This window comes from Wolbachia endosymbiont (group A) of Sympetrum striolatum (genome assembly GCF_947250715.1).
Taxonomy (GTDB): Bacteria; Pseudomonadota; Alphaproteobacteria; order Rickettsiales; family Anaplasmataceae; genus Wolbachia.
In genome coordinates this window covers 696,377-715,145 of record NZ_OX366342.1, presented here as the reverse complement: position 1 = coordinate 715,145, position 18,769 = coordinate 696,377, and the positions used below count along the sequence as shown (strand labels likewise).

The window sequence follows — 18,769 nt, the reverse complement described above, 5'->3', positions numbered from 1 at the left end:
ATAAGAAGAATATGTATAAGCTAGGTAAATCAATGTTTTCTGCGCTGGAGAAAAACAAATACACAAAAGTTATTGCATTACTCTCATCGATCTTTATGATTTTATTCAGTGTGATATATTGTAATTATTTACTAAGGAGTAATTTCCTTTCTTCTTACCGTGATTCAAGTGTAAACTTAAAAAGTATACTGGAAAATGGCATAATAAAAAAATACCATTATTTACTAATAGAAAAGCATCACATTAAATACAAAAATTTTGACTACATAAACCAACTGGTAAAACTGCGTGCTGAATTATTACAATCAGTGAGCAAAGTAAAGGATTTCAGCTTAATACTGTATGATCAAAACAGCAGAATAATATTCAGTAATTTTAACACTCAAGATTATGATTATGAACAGTTACTTACAAACGATGAAATTGATGAACTATTAAGTAACCAAGAAATATTTTATACTACAGGAAATACATTAACTTCTATTTTTCCTATATTCCATGAAAATAGCGTTAAACCTTCGTTTTTTTTGAAGATTCTTCGAAACTACAATAATTCTTATGTTATAGCATATGGCCTATTTTTAACATTTTTGGGCTTATTGTTAATAATTTTAATATTAATAATGTTCTATTTGCAATTTTCTAATACCCAAATGCTAGCCAAGCAACATAAAACTAACATTGAATTACAGCAGATAAAAGAGGCATTAGAGCAAGAAAATGCAAATAAGCTAAAATTTTTTGCAAGCGTTACACATGAATTACGCACACCTCTTAATGCTATTATTGGATTTGCGGAGTTGATCAAAAATGAAACTTTAGGTTCAATGGATAACTCTCAATACAAGGAGTATGCAGACGATATATATAATGCAGGAACACACTTACTTACCTTAATTAATGATGTGTTAGATTTTTCAAAAGCTGAATCAAGTAGTTTAACAGTAGAAAAAGTGAAGTTTAACCTGAACAAAATAATAGATTCATGCGTAAATATGCTATTACCTAAATTAAAAGAAGCCGGGATTAATTTAAAAAAAGAGACGACTAATAAACAATTATTAGTCATTGCAGATCCTAAGAGAATGAAACAAGTTATAATAAATTTATTATCAAACTCAATCAAGTTTACTCCCAAAGATGGTTTAATAAGAATGGTGATAAAAGAAAATATAGAAAAAAACTTATTAACTATTGAGTTTCATGACAATGGAATAGGAATAATGCAGCAGGATATATATAAAGTTATGTCTGTTTTTGGCCAAGCAGATTCGGGATATAGAAATGAAGGTACGGGCATCGGATTACCGCTAAGCAAGAAATTAGTAGAGTTAATGGGTGGAACTTTCGACATTAAAAGTGAAGCAAAACTTGGTACTACGATAACATTGAACTTCTTTTATGAAGAACAAACATGTGAAGATTCGATTGATTTTTAATAGGATCTATTTGATATTGTCTTGAAAACCACACTTTATCAAAAGCAGCAAGCCGAGAAGGTAGGTACCGTCTGGCTAGTCAACAAGAAAATTATAAAAATTGAATCTCAAGCTGTATTGTAAAATCAAAAAATACTTCTAACTGTGTAGCGGTATACAGATTATAGTTAGTGGATATGTTGATAAGTAAATTAGTTATACCAATTCCCGCTATACAAGTAACGGATAGACAATAATGGAAAAAAGCCATACTGGAGTAAGTAAAATAGCGAGGTTTAAATGGCATTAAGATCAAAATTATTGGATGAAAAAGTGAGCAAAAGAAATGCTGAAGAAAGTAAGAAATAATGCATATGTTGCAAAAAAACTAAATGCTGTAATTGCAGCAAAAAAGCATAGTATAACAGCCGTAGCAAAAATATGTTGCATTTCAAGAAAGGCACTTACTGCATGACCTAAAATTTGGCAGAGAAGAAAAATTATTTGCTCCACCTCAACGCCGTAGAAAAACTATATTGAACCAAAGTCAACGTGAACAAGTTGAGGTGTGGATAGAGGAAAACCCCAATATTACTATAAAAGAAATGAAAATAAGAATTCAGGAAAGGTTTGGTTTAGCAAGTCTACAGTACACCGTAATATGCAAAGAATGAAATTCTCATATATCACACCAAGACCAGTGCATAACGGACAAGATAAAAGTAAACAAGAGGAGTTTAAAAAAAAAATCTTAATGAAACTATTGTCATGTATCCTGAAAAAGAGCTGTTTTTCTTCGATGAACCGCGGTTTGGCACACATTCAAAGATTGGACACGGGTGGTTTAAAAAAGGCATTAGGACACAGGTTAAGGTAAAACTAGGTAGGAAAATTTTTATCTCTATAGTGCACCATAAATGGAGAGAGTTCTGGCTCAAACGTCAATACTGATTGTATGAATATATTCCTTGAGCAGATGTCACAATATTTAGGAACAAGGGAAGCATTTCTTATCATGGATTGTGCTAGTTGGCATAAGTCAAAAAATTTAAAGGTGCCTAAAAATATTGACATTATATACCTACCTCCATATTCACCTGACTGTTGAGAGGTTTTGGTTATACATAAAACAGAACATTTTGCGCAATAAAATCTATGATACAATTGCTCTGCTTGAGAGCGCTTTGTGCAAATTTATTGCCTCTCTTTCTCACTCCACAATTAAACAACTCTGCAATGCCTCTTATTTGATTCACTAATAATGAGAATTGGTATTAGAACAATTGGGGAGAAATCTTGATAGGTTAAAAGAACAAAACCCTAAGCCACGGAGTTTTATAAGTGAATCAGCTATATCTCAAGTTATTGATACTTTACATAAAGCAACTAAAAACCAGGCTGTTGGTTAGTACCGTTACAGATAGAAACATCGTAGAGCTTACTTGACACCATGTAAGCACCAACCCCGGCTATTAATGCAGACACAACTATTGCCAAAATGGGTAGTTGAACTGAATAACAGACCAAAGCTGTTGCTAGTGCAGCAACAATAACAACAGCAATTGCAATTTTTTGTTTTCTAGAAAATATTGGTGGCTCTTTTTGAGAATAAACACCAGAATTAAAAGTAGAACGTCCAGTTACCATAGGTTTTTTATCTGTGTAACTAGTATCACTTATCTCATTCCTGTTTTCTTTAGCAGCATTACCTTTTGATTTTTCCTTACCATGCTGTTTTACAGTATCCTGATCATCTTTATTAGGCTTTTGTGCAACATACTCTTCTGTTATGCTGTCTTCCTTTTTCTTTACTTCAGTCGGTGCACTACTAACTCTGGATTCACCCCAAAGCTCTTGTTTTATAGCCTCTGTGTTTTCCCTGATATAGCGAAATATTCTGTATGACAAGATTTGCGATTTTTGAGATGATAGGTCTTTGACTACAGGATTATCTTCAAAACAAGAAATAATCTTATCGAATAAGTCATAATATCTAAGAGAACCATCTTCAATCTCAATAACAGGCCATCCTGTTCCCTGAGAGAACTCTTGCTCAACCTCACCTTCAGCAATAGTACCTTTAATGACAAGCTTTATATCTGGTATTCCAAGTATTTGAGGTATCACTTTGCTGCAAACTTGAATGCCCATTACACCAATTAGACCATTTCCTGCTATAATATCAGCAAGTGATCTAAGATCTTTATTCTGTTCTACTACCTCAAATAACTTTCTGTGGTACTCTATTGAGTCCTTTTGCTTCTCTAAAAACTTTTGTATAGAGGTGACAAATTTCTTATCATTTATGTGATGACCATGAAACTACACGTCAATAAGACCTTCAGGAGTCTTACTAAAATTGTTACTAGCATAAATATTAGCCCCATATTTTATAAAAAGTCCTATTAAGTCAGTAAGTTGTTTTTTGAAAGCTTGTTCTCTTATGTCAAATGATTGACGAATAAGCTGATGTAAAACAGTATTTTCTTTATTATCTACCACTTCATTAATGTTTGCTCCATTTTCTAATAGAAGTTTTGCTGCCTCTACATTAAGACTCTCATCAGAATAACGGCACGCTATAGATAACAGGGTTCTTGAATCTGTAGCACCATCGTCTATTGCATTTGGATCTGCTCCAGCGTCTAACAATAACTTTACTACTTCTTTATTATTGTCTCCTTCGGTGTAAACAGCTTCACTTAGTGGAGTACTATTGTAGCTATCTCTTACATTAAGATCAGCCCCTTTCTCTAATAGACGTTGAACCAATGGCATACATGCAGTTTCTTTTTCTCTGCAATTAATTGCGCTATGTAATAGCGTCGTCTCCGTAGTGCCATACAAACCACCAGATAACTTGAACTTAAAACTTGGATCAAATTGACTACTTCCCCACTCTTCATATATAGTACTAAGATTTTCTCTTAACTGATTTTTTATTTCCTCATAAATTTCAGCATGACCAACCCTACCGGAATTAATGTTATCACTTATTTTTGCAATGATATTATTAAACTCTTTGAATTGAGACTCACGTGGTGCCATATTAATCTAACCCTAGGATAAAATTATTTAATTGTACAATAAAGCTAAAGGAAGTCAAGTCCAGCACTTATTCAGGAAACAATAGCTTAAAAAGAGACTTAGTGTTAAATTTCTAATAGATTACTTATAAAAATAAATCTTATGGAAAGCAGAGCTAAGGCTTGGTTCATTTGGCTGATCAGTAACTTGGTTGTTATATTCAGCAATATTCAGATAGTTTATACTTTTATAAGTGTGAATCTTGAAAAAGAACTTGGACTTACAATCGCGCAAGTTGCGCTAGCTAACTCATTATATACTTGGACTTTTGCTATCTTACAATTTTTTAGTGGGGCAACGTTTAATGTTTTTTCCAGTAAAAAAATTTATTTTTTCTCGTTATCAACTATGATCTTGGGGTTTTTTGTCCTTATTAATAGTGATAATTTTTCCCATTTGATTTTATCTCAAGTATTGATTGCAACTGGAGCATCATTTGGTTTTATTGGTGCTGCTCATACAAGTAGCATATGTTTTTCCGTTGCCCAATTTGGATTAATGTTTTCACTAGTGCAGACAATTTCAAGTCTTTCCGCTTTGGTGATTCAAATGTTGTTCTCTAGCTTGCTTGCCGAAGGTGCAGATTGGAAGAATCTGATTGTATGCATAATACTATTTGGTGTGTTGATATTTGTACTTACGCTTTTTTGTCCAAACACACTTCCAGAAAGCAGTTCAGAAGAATGCACAATAAAAAGCTCTATAAGAACAGTAATGTGCTCTGTACTCACAGTGCTAAAATTAAGAGATATCTGGATAACTTCAGTGGTGGGTGCTATTACTTTTGGAACATTTTTAGCACTGAATACCTTGTGGGCTCCAAGGTTACTGAGCAACTCAGAACTTGATGCAGTGGAGTCAGGTGTAGCAACCGCAATATTATGGCTTGGTCTTGCAGTTGGTGCTCCAATTGCAGATCGAATCTCAAATCTATTTAAAAATAGAAGGCATGTAATCTCTGCTTTTGCTCTGTTACAAGGTATTTCAATGATTATTTTGTTGTGCAGCCACTTAACAGTCCACGTTGTGTACTTTTGTATGTTAATGTTCGGGTTTTTTGCGGGAGGACATATGCTTAATTTTACTGTCGGCAGCGAGATTGTGAAACGAAAATACATTAGCACATCATCATCCATTATCAATGGGTTTATGTTTATTGTCAGCGGAATTATAGTGTCAATGCTAGCACTTTTTACAGATCATCAAATGGCGCTTTTTGCAATATTTGTAATGTTGGCAGTTGCTAGTATTTTAAATTATGCTACAGAAGAGACATACCCTAAAAAATAAAGTAGCTGAATCTCGAGTCGATTGCTATATTATATTTACGTATTGTAATATTTATCAATAATGGATCACGTTACAACAAAAGACACAACAGTAACTAAGGCAACGATAGCTGAAAATATAAACCAAGAAATAGGATTATCAAAGGAAGACTCTGCTTCGATAATAGATGATATATTGAACGAAATAAAGACAAGCTTGGTAAAGGATGGAATAGTAAAAATATCGTCATTTGGAACATTCTTGGTTAAGAAAAAGAAGGAAAGACCAGGAAATATACCAAATACATCAGAGAAAGTGATGATTCAGGCAAGAAATTCAATTTCTTTTAGGCCTTCAAAAATTATAAAAAAATTAATCAATAATTAATGAATAAGGAAAAATTATTTTATACGATTGGGGAAGTAGCTGAAGAGCTACATTTGGAACAGCATGTTTTAAGATTTTGGGAAGGTCAATTTCATCAAATTAAGCCTACAAAGCGTAAAGGAAGAAGGCTATATGATCTTAAGTGTATAGAGGCCATAAAGAAAGTAAAATACATGCTATATGATAAAGGATATACAATAAAAGGAGTGCAAAAAGAATTTGGTAATGATATAAAAGTCAATCTTGATCCAAAGAATTTGTTGCAAGAACTTACCGATTTGAGGGATTATTTAACTAGTAAAATAAATAACGAGGAAAGTAACGAACAGGCGTGAAACACTACGTCTCGCTAAAATTTTGGAGTTTTGTGAGAGTTGATATATCTAAAATGTGGCATATAGCTTCATTTCTTATATTATTAGCAATATTAATAGGCTGTGGCCTGCAAAAACCTGCACCTGTGCTGCTTAAAGGCGAAGAATTTTACGGAAAAAGAGAGCTGGAATATACAAGAGAGTACCATTTAATTAGGGAGCCTTTAATAAAAAAAGAAAATAGAAAAGCCATCATAAACAGGATATACAAAGATAACAATAATGCACAAAACGTGGGGGTAAATTGCAAATTTGTAATGCCAGTTAAAGGTACAGTTATTTCAGCTACCTCTTCTGATGAAATGTGTAAGGATGGCATAAAAATTGCTGCTCAAAATGGAACGAATGTAGTTGCCTCTGCACCCGGCAAAGTGGTATATGTAGGCAAAGGGCTGAGATGGTATGGAAATTTAATTATAGTAGAACACAAAGATAATTACATGACTGTGTACTCCTATTTAAAAAACATACATGTTGAAATTGGTGATAAAGTAAAGCAAGGTCAAGTGATTGGATCTGCAGGTAAATCAAGCACACAAGATAAAGATCCACAGATGTGTTTCACAATACGGCATAATGGCCAAGCGGTTGATCCTTTGATGCATGTGAACTGTAATTGAATTTGGATTTATATGAAATATGATTTTAAAAGTGTTGAAAAATTTTATCAAGATAAATGGGATTTTTCTGTAAGCAAGAATAGTGAACAAGAGAAATGTTACGTATTGGAGATGTTTCCATATCCATCCGGTAAAATTCATATGGGGCACTTACGTAACTATGCAATAGGGGATGTGATAGCGCGTTACAAGAGAGCTCGTGGATTTGAGGTTTTGCATCCAATTGGCTGGGATGCGTTTGGATTACCAGCTGAAAATGCAGCAAGGGACAATAATATTAGCCCTGAAACATGGACAAAAGAGAATATAGATAATATGCGTACACAGTTGAAATCTATAGGTCTTTCTTATAATTGGGAGCGTGAACTCTCCACATGTGAGCCTGATTACTACAAACACGAACAAAAATTTTTCCTGGATTTTTTAAAGCATGGGCTTGCCTATCGAAAAGAGTCATGGGTTAACTGGGATCCAGTGGACCAAACAGTGCTTGCAAATGAACAGGTGGTTGATGGAAAAGGGTGGCGATCAGGTGCAGTTGTTGAAAAACGTAAGTTGTCCCAATGGTTTTTAAAGATTACTGATTTCGCTGAAGACTTACTCAAGTGCCTGCAAAGTTTGAAAAATTGGCCAGAAAAAGTCAAAACAATGCAGGAGCGTTGGATAGGAAAATCTGAAGGAGCAACTATAGAGTTTGAAGTAGTTGGCTTAAATAAGAAATTGAAGGTTTTTACAACTTATCCTCATACTTTGTTTGGGGCTTCTTTTTGTGCAGTGGCAGCAGAGCACCCTATTGTGCAGGATTTAAAAAATAAAGAAATACAGGACTTTATCGATAACATAAAAACAAATGGGGAGAATGATGAAAAAATAGGAGTTTACACCGGATTAAACGTTAAGCATCCATTTCTTGATAAGGAATTGCCGCTTTACATAGCGAATTTTGTGTTGATGGAATATGGGGAAGGTGCGATTTTTGGTTGCCCTGCACATGATCAGCGTGATTTTGAATTTGCACAGAAATATAATTTGCCGATTATTCCCGTTATTTCTTCAGCCCACTTAGGTGTCATTCCAGCGCGTGACGCTGGAATCCAGAATTCTTACAATGGATCCCAGTGTCGAAGCACTGGGATGACAAAGGAGGCGTATACTGGCGATGGGGTAATGTTCAATTCTGAATTCTTAAACGGATTAACGGTAAGTAGAGCAAAGGAAGTAATCATTAAAAAGCTCAAAGAAAAAGGGATAGGTGAGAAAACAACAAACTATCGTTTACATGATTGGGGAATTTCGAGACAACGTTATTGGGGATGCCCTATACCTATAATATATTGTAAAGATTGTGGAACTGTGCAAGTGCCAGAAAAAGACCTTCCTGTAGTTCTACCTGCAGATGTAGAATTTACAAGTGGTGGCAATCCGCTGGATAAGCACCCAACTTGGAAGTTCGTTGATTGCCCAAAATGTGGAAAGCAAGCAGAGCGTGAAACTGATACATTCGACACCTTTTTTGAGTCTTCCTGGTATTTTGCTGCATTCTGTAGTGAAGATAAATCAATAGACAAAGATGCATGTAATCGTTTTATGCCTGTTGATTATTATATAGGTGGGATAGAACATGCAATTCTGCATTTGCTTTACTCACGATTTTTCTGCCGTGCTTTAACCAAATGTGGCTATTTTGCTATTAAAGAGCCTTTCTCTACTTTAATCACTCAAGGAATGGTCTGCCATGCAACTTATAAAGACGAAAATGGTAAGTGGCTATTTCCCGCAGAAGCAAAAGAGTTGATTGCACAAGGAGCTAAGGTTCAAGTGGGCAAAGTTGAAAAAATGAGCAAGTCGAAAAAGAACACAGTTGATCCAAATTTTATCATAGAAAAGTATGGTGCTGATACTGCTCGCTTGTTTGTGTTGTCCGACACTCCTCCAGAAAAAGATATGGAATGGTCCGATGATGGCGTGGAAGGTTGTTCTCGTTATGTAAATAAATTGTGGCGTATGGTCATGCAGCTGAGACCTGTAAATATACACTATGATAATGAAAGTATTACGGGTGGACTTCTAGAGTACAGAAAAAAAATTCATAAACTCTTACACGGACTTACAGATGACTTGGAAAACTGCAGATTAAACTGTGTAGTGGCAAAATTTCGTGAGATGACGAACTTAATAGCTGAAATAGATGTAAAAACTGGAAAATCTCTTATTGATGAAGGTATATGTATACTAATCAGAGTAATTGAACCGTTCATGCCACATCTAGCTGAAAGCCTATGGCAAGAAATAGGAGGTCAACCTTGGCCAAAAGCTGATGAATCATTATTAGTTGACGATACGGTAACTATAGCAGTGCAAATCAATGGAAAATTACGCACAACAATAAAGGTAGCAATTAACTTACCTCAAGAAGAATTGAAGAAAATAGCGATAGACTCTGTGTCCAGTAAGATCGGTCAAAGCAAAGTTCGCACTGTATATGCTGTACCAAATAAGATAGTAAATATAGTTATATAAAAAATCCGAGTGTATCTGTTCAGGCAATGGCGTCAACTTAAGGGAAAATATCAGTGATAGTGTATAAAATTTCTCTCTAAAATTTTTACTATTAAATTACCCAAAAGCTGCAATAAACAGCACTTTTGTTTCTGTTTTATAGTATTTTCAAAAGCGAATGATAAAGGTATAATATATTCTATACTGAGAATATGCACGAGCTCCAAGAGGAGAAAAAATATATGCTGATGTTCCAGGAAAAAAGCGGGAAAGAGTGAGTATAATAGGTGGATGGATTAAAAAGAAGTTTATTGCACCAATGACCTTCACAGGAGGGTGTAATAAAGATGTATTTAATGTATGGTTAGAGCGAACCACAATTGCAGCGTAATACAACCATAGTTATGGATAATGCTACATTCCATAAAACTCCCAAAACAAAGTCATTAATAGAGTCTTTTGGCTGTCATTTGCTTTATCTTCCAACATATTCACCTGATCTAAATCCGATAGAGCATTGTTGGCACATCATCAAAAGTCGCCTCAGACCTCTAATGCATCAATGTACAGACTTACACCTTTTAGTTGGTAATACCATTTTAGACGTTTATCATTCGTTTTAGAAAATACTATAACTGCTAACATTGTTTGCTTTTATGCCTTGCCTCAGGCAACATATCTTTGCTTAGAAAGAAAGCAATAGCTCTTGCATCATGCTTGTCTGTTTTGTGTATAGAGCGGCGCACAACTTCAAACTGTCCGGGAGCGACTATTACCACACGCTTAACGTAAGGTGAAACTGCATCATAAAAGAAACAGCTATTGCCTGTTGCTTCTATAGCCACTTTATCTGTTTCTTGAAGATTTTCGATAAAATTATCCAAGTCTTTTAAGCAAAACGTTTGAATATACTCTGGCTTCCCTTCTTGCAGATAACAAGCAGTAAAGCTATTAGTATAACTCCAATGTGACGCATTTTTTCCTCCAATTGCATATTTCAATATATCAGAGTACCGGTTGTTCCAAACTCCTATACGAGGTCATCACATTTTGTGAGCCTCGCCGGTGGCAGAATCTGGGTCACGAGGTCTTCTTCCTACACTCCATGTAAGAGAAGAAAGTGCCTCAAAAGAAGTACCAACCTGCCACCTATCCACTCTGAAAAGTTATTATCTTCTCTTGCTTTCAACCAAGCAATACTTATTCATATCATCTGGGTAAGGTCACAGTCATATAATACAAGACCAAGGACGTAAGTATTTCTTTCCTTTTGCAGAAGAATATTGTCACTTATTTACTTAACAATTCAAAAAACTTGAAAGAATAAAGATAGCTATTGAAATTATCTTGATTTACATCAGTTATCCAAGTTTGACATTGAATACTTAACACTTCCTCTATTAACGCCTTTCTGTAATGTTTATCCAGATGAGACATTATATCATCAAGTAGAAGAAGTGGTGCCTTATTGTAATGAATACACCTTGCTTTTACACTGGATAAAATAATAGAAAGCAGTAATAACTTTTGTTCTCCAGTGGAGCACAGATTTATTGGTACGTTTCTTTTTTGACAAAAAACCCGAAAATTATCGTTATGCACACCAAGGGTTACTCTACCAGTCAATGAATCTTTTTCTCTGTTTTCCTTTAGACGATTCTGAAAATATTCTGCAGTATCGTCCAAAGTTAGCTGGCTGCTGAATTTCAAACTTGCCTTCGGAAAAAGCTTACTGGAATGGTTATCAATTGTATCTTGTAATATTTTTAAAACAGACGATCGCATATGTAAAATACTAACTGCATTAACGGCCATTATGTTTTCAAGACTAGAGAACCAGTTTTTGTTCAAAATGTTCTCCCTCAATAGTTTACTTCGCTCATGTTTAGCTTTTCTATATTTCATGTAGCAGCAAGTGTAATTTTCTTCAAACAGTGAAACTATACGGTCTAAAAATTTTAATCTGTCACTTGGAGAATTAAGAAGAACATAGTCCATTTGTGGAATCAGCCATATTACATTGGATATCTTATACAGAGATGAATAACTTGATTGCGTTTTTCCATCAATTTGTATTAGTTTCTTATCAAAACTCTTTGCGATACCAATTGAATTAAAATCCGTTCCATTAAAAAAATCATAGTGCACTACCCAATCTTCATTACTGAATCTATTTTGTATCTCACTGGCTTTTGCTTTTTTCATTCCATTGCTTTTAGCAAGCAACGAGATTGCTTCAAGTATATTAGTTTTACCAATACCATTTTCGCCAGTTATTACAACTGAGCTATCATCTGAATCCAGTTCAAAGTTTGAGTGGCTACGAAAATTATGTAATTTCAGCTTTTTTATGTAGCAATGGGTAGCCATTAACCTATTCTTTAGTTTACATTCTCCTTACTTCTTCCAGAACCTCATCAACATGCCCACTAACTTTTACATTTTTCCAGATCTTCACTACTTTACCTTTTTTATCTATTAAAAAAGTAGTGCGCTCTATTCCCATATACTTTTTGCCAAACATACTTTTCTCTACCCAAACACCATATTTTTCCAACATTTCAGCATTCTCATCAGAAACTAAGGAAAATGGCAGAGAATATTTTGCTTTGAAGTTAGCGTGGCGCTTAACACTATCTTTTGATACACCAATTATCACTGTGTCAAGGGAAGAAAAATCATCTATTTTATCTCTAAAGCCTTTTGCCTCCATCCTACAACCCGGAGTATCGTCTTTAGGATAAAAATAAAGAACTACATTTTTTTTATCAAAAAATTCACTCAATGATAAATTTTCACCAGAATCTGTTGGTAAGCTAAAATCAGGTGCATTATTTCCTACTGCTAATTCCATACCTTGCTCCATTAATAACACTTTTATGGTATTATAGTAATATGGTGCATTATTTCCTACTGCTAATTCCATACCTCGCTCCATTAATACCACTTCTGTGGTATTATAGTAGTATGGTACATTATTTCCTACTGTTAATTCCATACTTTGCTCCATTGATAACACTTTTATCTATAGTAGTATATTGTAGTCAGAGTATCAAATTTTATATATAGCTAACAGATAAGATTCTTGATGGGGGCTTATTGATAAGTTTCTGCCTTGTATCTTGTAAAAAGCATCTAATGCTTTAAGCTTAAGCATTGTAAGTCATGCTCATTAGTTTCCTCATCTCTTATAGTATTGCTAGATATATAATTGGATTTCTTAGGAAACAAAATACAATTTGAAATCGCAATAAAGAAGACCTTCTTTAAATTAGTGTATCTGCCAGACTGTCTTGAGTAAACTTTACCAGCATATGCTTGTGCGCGTTTTTCAAAGCCCTTGTCGCGAGCGAGCTGCATTTCGACCACAAATGCAGCCTTGTAGAGAGGAGTATCATCACCATTGGTCTTAGCATTAATATCAGCCCCTTTTTCTACAAAATATTTCACTGCATTTAAATTACCTTGCTTGGCAGCTAAGTGTAAAGATGTGTTGCTATATTCCTCTATAACTTGCTCTTTTCCTGTTTCAGTAGACAAAATTTGTTTGAGATCATCTATAAAATCTTTTAAATCTTCTATATCTTCTATATCACCTAAAAGTTCCCTGGCTGTTTCTAGAGTTTTCTCCTGTCCACGTTTTGTAACTAAGTACCGATTGACTACCTGTAAACCACGCTTCCAACCCAGTTTATCTACCAGCCGATATGCACGATACATAAGGACTACTGAGTAATATATACCTCTTCCCATATCTCGCTTTGAACGACTAAGTTTAACTGTATCATCTATTAGCCCACTTACCCCTACATCACTAATTTTATCACTAAGACTTTTTTGCTTTAAAGTGCTAGACCGTAACAACTGAATGGTATTATATCTTGTAGCTATTTTACCAGTTAACTGTTGCTGACCTATAACCATTTCACCCCCCTTAAGTGTAATTAGAAATTACCCTCACTGTAAAACTAAATGGTCGTAAACAATTTATGTAAATACTAAGTATAGCCTTGCTTATAACACGGATATTTTTAGTGTCAACAACTTTTTAAGTAAATTTTATACAGATCAGAAATTGAATAGAAAAAACAAAACACGTAAATTAGCCTGTAGGTTTATTTATCACTATTACTTCTGCTTTCTTTTTTACAGCTACTGTTTTTGCAATTTTATCATGAAAAAACTGCTTTCGTTTGTCAAATATTGCAGATACAAAAATTAGTATTATAGCTGTAAAAATTAAGTCTGATAAAGGTTCAGGCCACCATTTAGAAGTATACTTATCAAAAAATAATATATCCATAATGAATAAAGAACTCAATATGAAGCTAATAACTTCAAGAGAAACATACCTAATTGTTGCTTGCATTAGAGTAATATTGTTAAGTGTATTTGCATCTTTTATACGGATACAGCATAACAATTGCCCTAGAGTACCACTAAATCTTCTTGTTATGAATATTCCGAATACTATTGATAGCAAAGAAAATAAGCAAATGTATATGATTAATAGTTGAGATTTAGCAGGGTGAAAAATTATTTTTACAAAAGGAAAATAGACTAAAGAAATTCCCATAATAATAAGACGGTCAATAATATATGCTATAGCACGCCTAGTTATTCCCACATATACATAGTTTAATCTTGGATAGCATTCTTCAGACTTATGATCCATTACTACTGTTTTTGCAATTTTGTCGTAGAAAAGCTGCTTACGTTGATCAAATATTGCAGGTATTAGGATCAATATTGGTAAAATTAAAAACCACTCAGAAATATAGAGAGGTACAAACAAAAATGCCTTGAGAGTGCTTCTCATCACTACTTGCATTAAAGCAGCGTTTTTAAGTGTGCTTGCATCTTTTATGTATATACCAAGTAGCAATTTTCCTGGAGTCCAACCAAGTCTTGTTATCATTAATACTTCTAATGCTATATATACTAAACTTTCTAGTAATGTACCTAAGTCTTCTAATATTTCATATCGTTCTGATATAAGGCCTGTATCAATGTCAGGATCAAGAAAGAAATAATTAAAAAAGTTGGCAAGGAATTCTTCTGGTAATATAAATAAAATTAATGAAAGAAACGATGAACAGCAGACTAGGAATATCGTTTGGTCAACTATATATGCTGCAACGCGTTTATTAATTCCCGCATAGTTATCCATTTTTGTATCCAACACGATTGCCTAACATACCATACTAGCAGTTAAATAATAGTAAAATTGTACTCCTTGTCTTCTTCTTGCTTTCAACCAAGCAACTGGGTAAGTTGATCTATTTCATTTATTGGCACAATTTGCGTGTCTGCTTAAGAAAGTTCACAGAAATACTGTACATTTTTAATAAAATCACTCTGAAGCGTGCTTGATTTCAATACCCCATTCTGCTAGTACTCATGTCCTACTTGCCTTGAGTGCGTGCTTTTAACCCGAATTCTAGATTAGAAACAGTTTTTAGTTTGAAATCAAATCCTCATATTGCTTGCTAAGCTTATATTTTCTTCCTCTGTTGGAAAAGTCTACAACCTCAATAAATCCCATTTCTACCCACTTTTTACAAAGCTGAGCACTGGTGCGAGGCTTAAAATTAAATAATTTGCCTACTTGACTAGCTGTAATCATGGAAAATTCCCCAAAGAGCTCAAGAGCCCTACGCTGTTTAGGATCAAGTTTACGTATAAGATCAGTCTGGTCAGTTCTGTGCCCTTCCTCGTTTATACGCTGTAAAACATTCTCAAATGCAATTGCCACACCTTCCACAAAATAATCTATCCACTTGGTAATATCTGCTTCAGCTCTTCCCATGTAATAGTTGTGCGATGGACCTATACTGATTGCTTCATAATACGCTCCTAGATTCTTGGCATAATATTCTTCCAATGAATAAAGTCCTTTTAGGTCATATCCACCAAGGTGTAAAATTAATGTAGTCAACAATCTTGCAGTACGACCATTACCGTCATAGTAAGGGTGAATTGTTACAAATTGATAATGCGCAATACCTGCAATAATTGGGCAAGGCACTTGCTCACTGTCACGAATCCAATCAATCATACTGCTCATGAGCTTTGGTACATCCTTTGCTTCAGGTGGCATATAAATTATTGCACGTGTACGGCTATCACGAATAACGTTTTGACCATCACGATAAGGTGTTGGTTTTATTTTAGATTTTCCACTTGCTATTACTAGAGCATGCAGTGTTTGAACAGCTTTCTCAGTAATGGGTATTCTCCTTGCTGCCCATTGTTCAATTCGAGTTAAGGCTGCATAATATCCTTTAACCTCATTTTCATCTCTCTTATACCTCGGAAAGTGACCTTTATGCTTTAAAATCTCTTCAATCTGTTTAGGCTCAAGTCGATTTCCTTCAATCATAGTAGAATAGTGTGTCGTATAGAGCCTTGCAGTTTCACGAAGAGATGAAAGCATTGATACAGTGAGTGGTAAATGTAACACTTTTTCCTTTGCTGCCTCAATTCTTATAAGGCAGCTAGCGATTTTGGAGGTAATTGTATAATTTGGTGTAAATTTTATCGGCATAATATCTGCATTACATTACTTCTATATTATGCTGATAAAATGCAGATAATGCAACATTTGCAAATCTAAATACTGTAGATTACTTTCTGGATAGTTGATCTATTTCATTTATTGGCACAAGTTTAACTTTTGCGTGTCTGCTGACCTGTATAACCCCTTAGCTGTTTGAGAGAGTTCACAGAAATACTGTACATTTTAAAAAAAATCACTCTGAAGCGTGCTTAATTTCAATAGCATCCACCCCATTCTGCTAATAAATCTATTTCGTGTCCCGTTCAGTCACGCCAAAAGTATAGATTGGCAGGTAATCCCTGATTGAGGCGCTTCTTGAAAATCTCCAAAACAATCAAATTTTCAAACAGAGCTCCTTTAAGGTAGTACTCCTTTTCAAGGCCAACAAGCAAGTCATAGAAGTATAACTTTGGCATCTTGATTAAACGCTTGTTGAAACTTTGGTGAAATGGTTGAAGAAAAAATATTAGGTAACTAGCTTCCAAAATATTCAGCCACTGCTGCATAGTTGTATGAGAAGTGCCACAATCTTGAGTAAGAGATAAGCTACTCGACCTAAGGTTTGCAATGTTTTTAAGTTGTCGAACGTCTCGCTCAATGTAGATAACTAGCCAGTGGATGCATGTTAAGGCCAGGACTTAAAAATAAATGTTTGTAGGCATCAGATAAACTGAAATGCCTATGCGCCCTGAAAGAGATATAGGGAAAATTTTGAGACCCTGTTAGTACACTTTGCAGGTTCTTAAAGATATCTCAGGATCAAAAATTGCGCCCTTTAGCTAGAAATGCCCTATGAAAATGAGATTCTTCTAAAGATACGTACATGTTTTGTAATAGTTGTTTTACCAGACTCTGTAATGTCCAAAGCAGTTAGAAAATCTTTCTAAAACTGGGGTTATAGAACGTAAATACATAAATTGAATTTTATAGTTTCAATATGCAAGAATACTATAAAAGGTTAAAGATGGCAACACTTACACGAACATTTGCTCGCTGAACTTTCTACAAAAACATAGTTGATTGGAATTAAGTCGATAAACAACTCAACGTCCATCGACCCTGAGCCCTCCTTCCTGATCCATTCTCTACCTTAAACCGGAGGCTCCTCAAACTCTAAATCTTGTTTTCGTCACCTCTCCCCTAATTATATACTATATTATATATAAAATATAATATAGTATATAATTTATAGGGGGGGGGTAGCCAAAAAAATGAGTTATTTTTGAGCTGAGCAAAGCCACCTAAGGTAGAGAATGGATCAGGAAGGAGGGCTGTATAATATATATAATCTTTATGATTTTCTGTATAATTTACTTATGTAACTTGATAAAAAAGGAGGGTAAAATTTATTGAAAAATATATTTATTGATTATCTTCAAAGCCTTCTCGTAAATGGTGTCTCTATGTCCTATTGCAACGATAGTTACTTCATATTTCACAGTGTTTACATATGATATATAATACGGAACTCTTAGTCTTCTAAACCCTTTAAAGCTATAGTGTAAAGGCTCACCAAGATTCACTGGATCGACCGTAAGCCGTTCCTGTATTGCTTTATTTACTCTTGATTCTATTGTTACCGGTAAAGCTGGAAGATCTTTTTCAGTAACATTCTTTAAAAATTTAATTTTGTAATGCTTTATTTCCACTTGGCGTCTTTATGATCAACATCTCCACTTAACGTCTTCGTAATCAACTGTTTCTGCACTTTCAATATCATATTGATCAGCAACCACAGATAATAAAAAGTCATCCATTTCAAGTTCAATTGCTTCTCCGAGTAGTTTCTCTGCTAATTCTTGAGCAGGCTGCTTAGTAAGTTCAGATAACTTAGTAAGATTCTGCAAAATTTCTTTACTGAGAGCTATGTTAGCGTTTGCCATATGTTTTACCAAAATCTACTACTGTAATAATTATACAACATTTTTCTAAATTTTTCAATAAAGAAAGGAAGTAGGGCTGTATAGAAATACATTTTGTTTTTATAGAATATCTTCTATAATTTCTGTATGTAATAGTTTTTAGGTATGACTATGAATGAAGACAAAGAGCATTTAATATTTGTGATTGGAGCATCATTAGTAGGCCCTGCAATAGGGGCACTTACAGGTTTGGGATTAAGTGTCACAGCTTTTTCACCTTTAGCCATAGGTGGAATTGTTGGTTCTATAATTCCAGCAGCGGCTATATTTTTTTTTTGCAGGATGTTTGCTGTGCAAATCTGATGGAATAGATTCTAAAAGAGGTTGTACAGTTTTCAGTATTGCAGCACCCATAAGCGCTGCAATTGGAGTTGGTCTTGCTGCAGCTGCAACTGCTATTTCTCCTGGTATAATGCTTGGAGCCGGATCTGCAGTTTTAGCAGGTGCAACAATAGGAGCAATAGCAGTAATAGCGCCAATTGCAGGGTTCCTTATAGCTGACAAAGTGAACGATTATATTATCTCTCCTATAGTTGAGCACTTTTCTTCAAAAGGGAAGGAAGAAAGTTTAAGCTAATCAAGTAAGGTTTCTGTTATTCCAGTGTGTAACATTGGAATAACAAGATTTGACATT

Annotated in this window: 17 protein-coding genes and 5 pseudogenes; 10 read left to right on the top strand and 12 right to left on the bottom strand. The window is 34.5% G+C overall.

Annotation, left to right across the window (positions count from 1 at the left end):
* Window positions 1–11 precede the first annotated feature (11 nt).
* Together OOK87_RS03530 and OOK87_RS03525 are read left to right on the top strand one after the other, a co-directional pair.
* A complete protein-coding gene (locus OOK87_RS03530; protein ID WP_264688069.1) occupies window positions 12–1,439 on the top strand; it encodes a sensor histidine kinase in 1,428 nt (475 codons plus the stop codon).
* A 279-nt stretch (window positions 1,440–1,718) separates the two neighbouring features.
* Window positions 1,719–2,677, top strand: a pseudogene (locus tag OOK87_RS03525) (IS630 family transposase).
* A gap of 127 nt (window positions 2,678–2,804) precedes the next feature.
* Here the strand turns inward: OOK87_RS03525 and OOK87_RS03520 are convergent.
* Both OOK87_RS03520 and OOK87_RS03515 read right to left on the bottom strand, forming a co-directional pair.
* The gene (locus tag OOK87_RS03520; RefSeq protein ID WP_264688068.1) at window positions 2,805–3,569 is read right to left on the bottom strand and encodes a hypothetical protein; all 765 of its coding nucleotides are present in this window, start codon (window positions 3,567–3,569) and stop codon (window positions 2,805–2,807) included.
* Window positions 3,570–3,740: 171 nt separating this feature from the next.
* Window positions 3,741–4,466 (bottom strand): ankyrin repeat domain-containing protein, encoded by a 726-nt coding sequence (locus OOK87_RS03515; RefSeq protein ID WP_264688067.1) that lies wholly within the window; start codon window positions 4,464–4,466, stop codon window positions 3,741–3,743.
* 141 nt (window positions 4,467–4,607) lie between these two features.
* Between OOK87_RS03515 and OOK87_RS03510 the strand changes: the two genes are divergently transcribed.
* From OOK87_RS03510 to OOK87_RS07430, 6 genes and pseudogenes are all read left to right on the top strand, one after another.
* Window positions 4,608–5,795 (top strand): MFS transporter, encoded by a 1,188-nt coding sequence (locus tag OOK87_RS03510; RefSeq protein ID WP_264688066.1) that lies wholly within the window; start codon window positions 4,608–4,610, stop codon window positions 5,793–5,795.
* Window positions 5,796–5,855: 60 nt separating this feature from the next.
* Window positions 5,856–6,161: an integration host factor subunit alpha gene (locus OOK87_RS03505; protein ID WP_253307244.1), complete on the top strand. Its 306-nt coding sequence runs from the start codon at window positions 5,856–5,858 to the stop codon at window positions 6,159–6,161.
* Window positions 6,161–6,496 (top strand): MerR family transcriptional regulator, encoded by a 336-nt coding sequence (locus OOK87_RS03500; RefSeq protein WP_253307245.1) that lies wholly within the window; start codon window positions 6,161–6,163, stop codon window positions 6,494–6,496. Before OOK87_RS03505 ends, OOK87_RS03500 begins: the two co-directional genes overlap by 1 nt.
* 53 nt (window positions 6,497–6,549) lie before the next feature.
* Window positions 6,550–7,155, top strand: a complete 606-nt coding sequence (locus tag OOK87_RS03495; RefSeq protein ID WP_253310003.1) for a murein hydrolase activator EnvC family protein — start codon at window positions 6,550–6,552, stop codon at window positions 7,153–7,155.
* Between the two features lie 12 nt (window positions 7,156–7,167).
* Entirely contained in the window at window positions 7,168–9,675 is a 2,508-nt protein-coding gene (gene leuS, locus OOK87_RS03490) for a leucine--tRNA ligase (protein ID WP_264688065.1), read from the top strand.
* 217 nt (window positions 9,676–9,892) lie between these two features.
* Window positions 9,893–10,277 (top strand): annotated as a pseudogene (locus OOK87_RS07430) (transposase).
* A gap of 18 nt (window positions 10,278–10,295) precedes the next feature.
* On the opposite strand, the pseudogene OOK87_RS03485 reads toward OOK87_RS07430, so the two are convergent.
* The 10 genes and pseudogenes from OOK87_RS03485 to OOK87_RS03440 all read right to left on the bottom strand — a co-directional run.
* Window positions 10,296–10,643, bottom strand: a pseudogene (locus OOK87_RS03485) (IS110 family transposase); the annotation flags it as partial.
* 301 nt (window positions 10,644–10,944) lie between these two features.
* Complete coding sequence (recF, locus tag OOK87_RS03480) at window positions 10,945–12,024, bottom strand: DNA replication/repair protein RecF (RefSeq protein WP_264328634.1); 1,080 nt, start codon at window positions 12,022–12,024, stop codon at window positions 10,945–10,947.
* A 16-nt stretch (window positions 12,025–12,040) separates the two neighbouring features.
* On the bottom strand, window positions 12,041–12,508 hold the full coding sequence (gene bcp / locus OOK87_RS03475; RefSeq protein WP_264688477.1) for a thioredoxin-dependent thiol peroxidase: 468 nt from the start codon (window positions 12,506–12,508) through the stop codon (window positions 12,041–12,043).
* A gap of 302 nt (window positions 12,509–12,810) precedes the next feature.
* Window positions 12,811–13,032: pseudogene (locus OOK87_RS03470) on the bottom strand (PD-(D/E)XK nuclease family transposase); the annotation flags it as partial.
* A gap of 3 nt (window positions 13,033–13,035) precedes the next feature.
* Window positions 13,036–13,374: pseudogene (locus OOK87_RS03465) on the bottom strand (ankyrin repeat domain-containing protein); the annotation flags it as partial.
* 382 nt (window positions 13,375–13,756) lie between these two features.
* On the bottom strand, window positions 13,757–14,839 hold the full coding sequence (locus OOK87_RS03460) for an RDD family protein (RefSeq protein ID WP_264688064.1): 1,083 nt from the start codon (window positions 14,837–14,839) through the stop codon (window positions 13,757–13,759).
* A gap of 273 nt (window positions 14,840–15,112) precedes the next feature.
* Entirely contained in the window at window positions 15,113–16,201 is a 1,089-nt protein-coding gene (locus OOK87_RS03455) for a Fic family protein (protein ID WP_253309131.1), read from the bottom strand.
* A 275-nt stretch (window positions 16,202–16,476) separates the two neighbouring features.
* On the bottom strand, window positions 16,477–16,782 hold the full coding sequence (locus OOK87_RS03450; protein ID WP_264688476.1) for a DUF4143 domain-containing protein: 306 nt from the start codon (window positions 16,780–16,782) through the stop codon (window positions 16,477–16,479).
* Between the two features lie 777 nt (window positions 16,783–17,559).
* A complete protein-coding gene (locus OOK87_RS03445) occupies window positions 17,560–17,862 on the bottom strand; it encodes a type II toxin-antitoxin system RelE family toxin (RefSeq protein WP_264688063.1) in 303 nt (100 codons plus the stop codon).
* 15 nt (window positions 17,863–17,877) lie between these two features.
* A complete protein-coding gene (locus OOK87_RS03440) occupies window positions 17,878–18,096 on the bottom strand; it encodes a hypothetical protein (protein WP_253309133.1) in 219 nt (72 codons plus the stop codon).
* A gap of 150 nt (window positions 18,097–18,246) precedes the next feature.
* Between OOK87_RS03440 and OOK87_RS03435 the strand changes: the two genes are divergently transcribed.
* Both OOK87_RS03435 and OOK87_RS03430 read left to right on the top strand, forming a co-directional pair.
* A complete protein-coding gene (locus OOK87_RS03435) occupies window positions 18,247–18,438 on the top strand; it encodes a hypothetical protein (RefSeq protein WP_264688062.1) in 192 nt (63 codons plus the stop codon).
* Window positions 18,422–18,712 (top strand): hypothetical protein, encoded by a 291-nt coding sequence (locus OOK87_RS03430; RefSeq protein WP_264688061.1) that lies wholly within the window; start codon window positions 18,422–18,424, stop codon window positions 18,710–18,712. The genes OOK87_RS03435 and OOK87_RS03430 overlap by 17 nt, the downstream gene beginning before the upstream one ends.
* The last annotated feature ends 57 nt before the right edge of the window (window positions 18,713–18,769 follow it).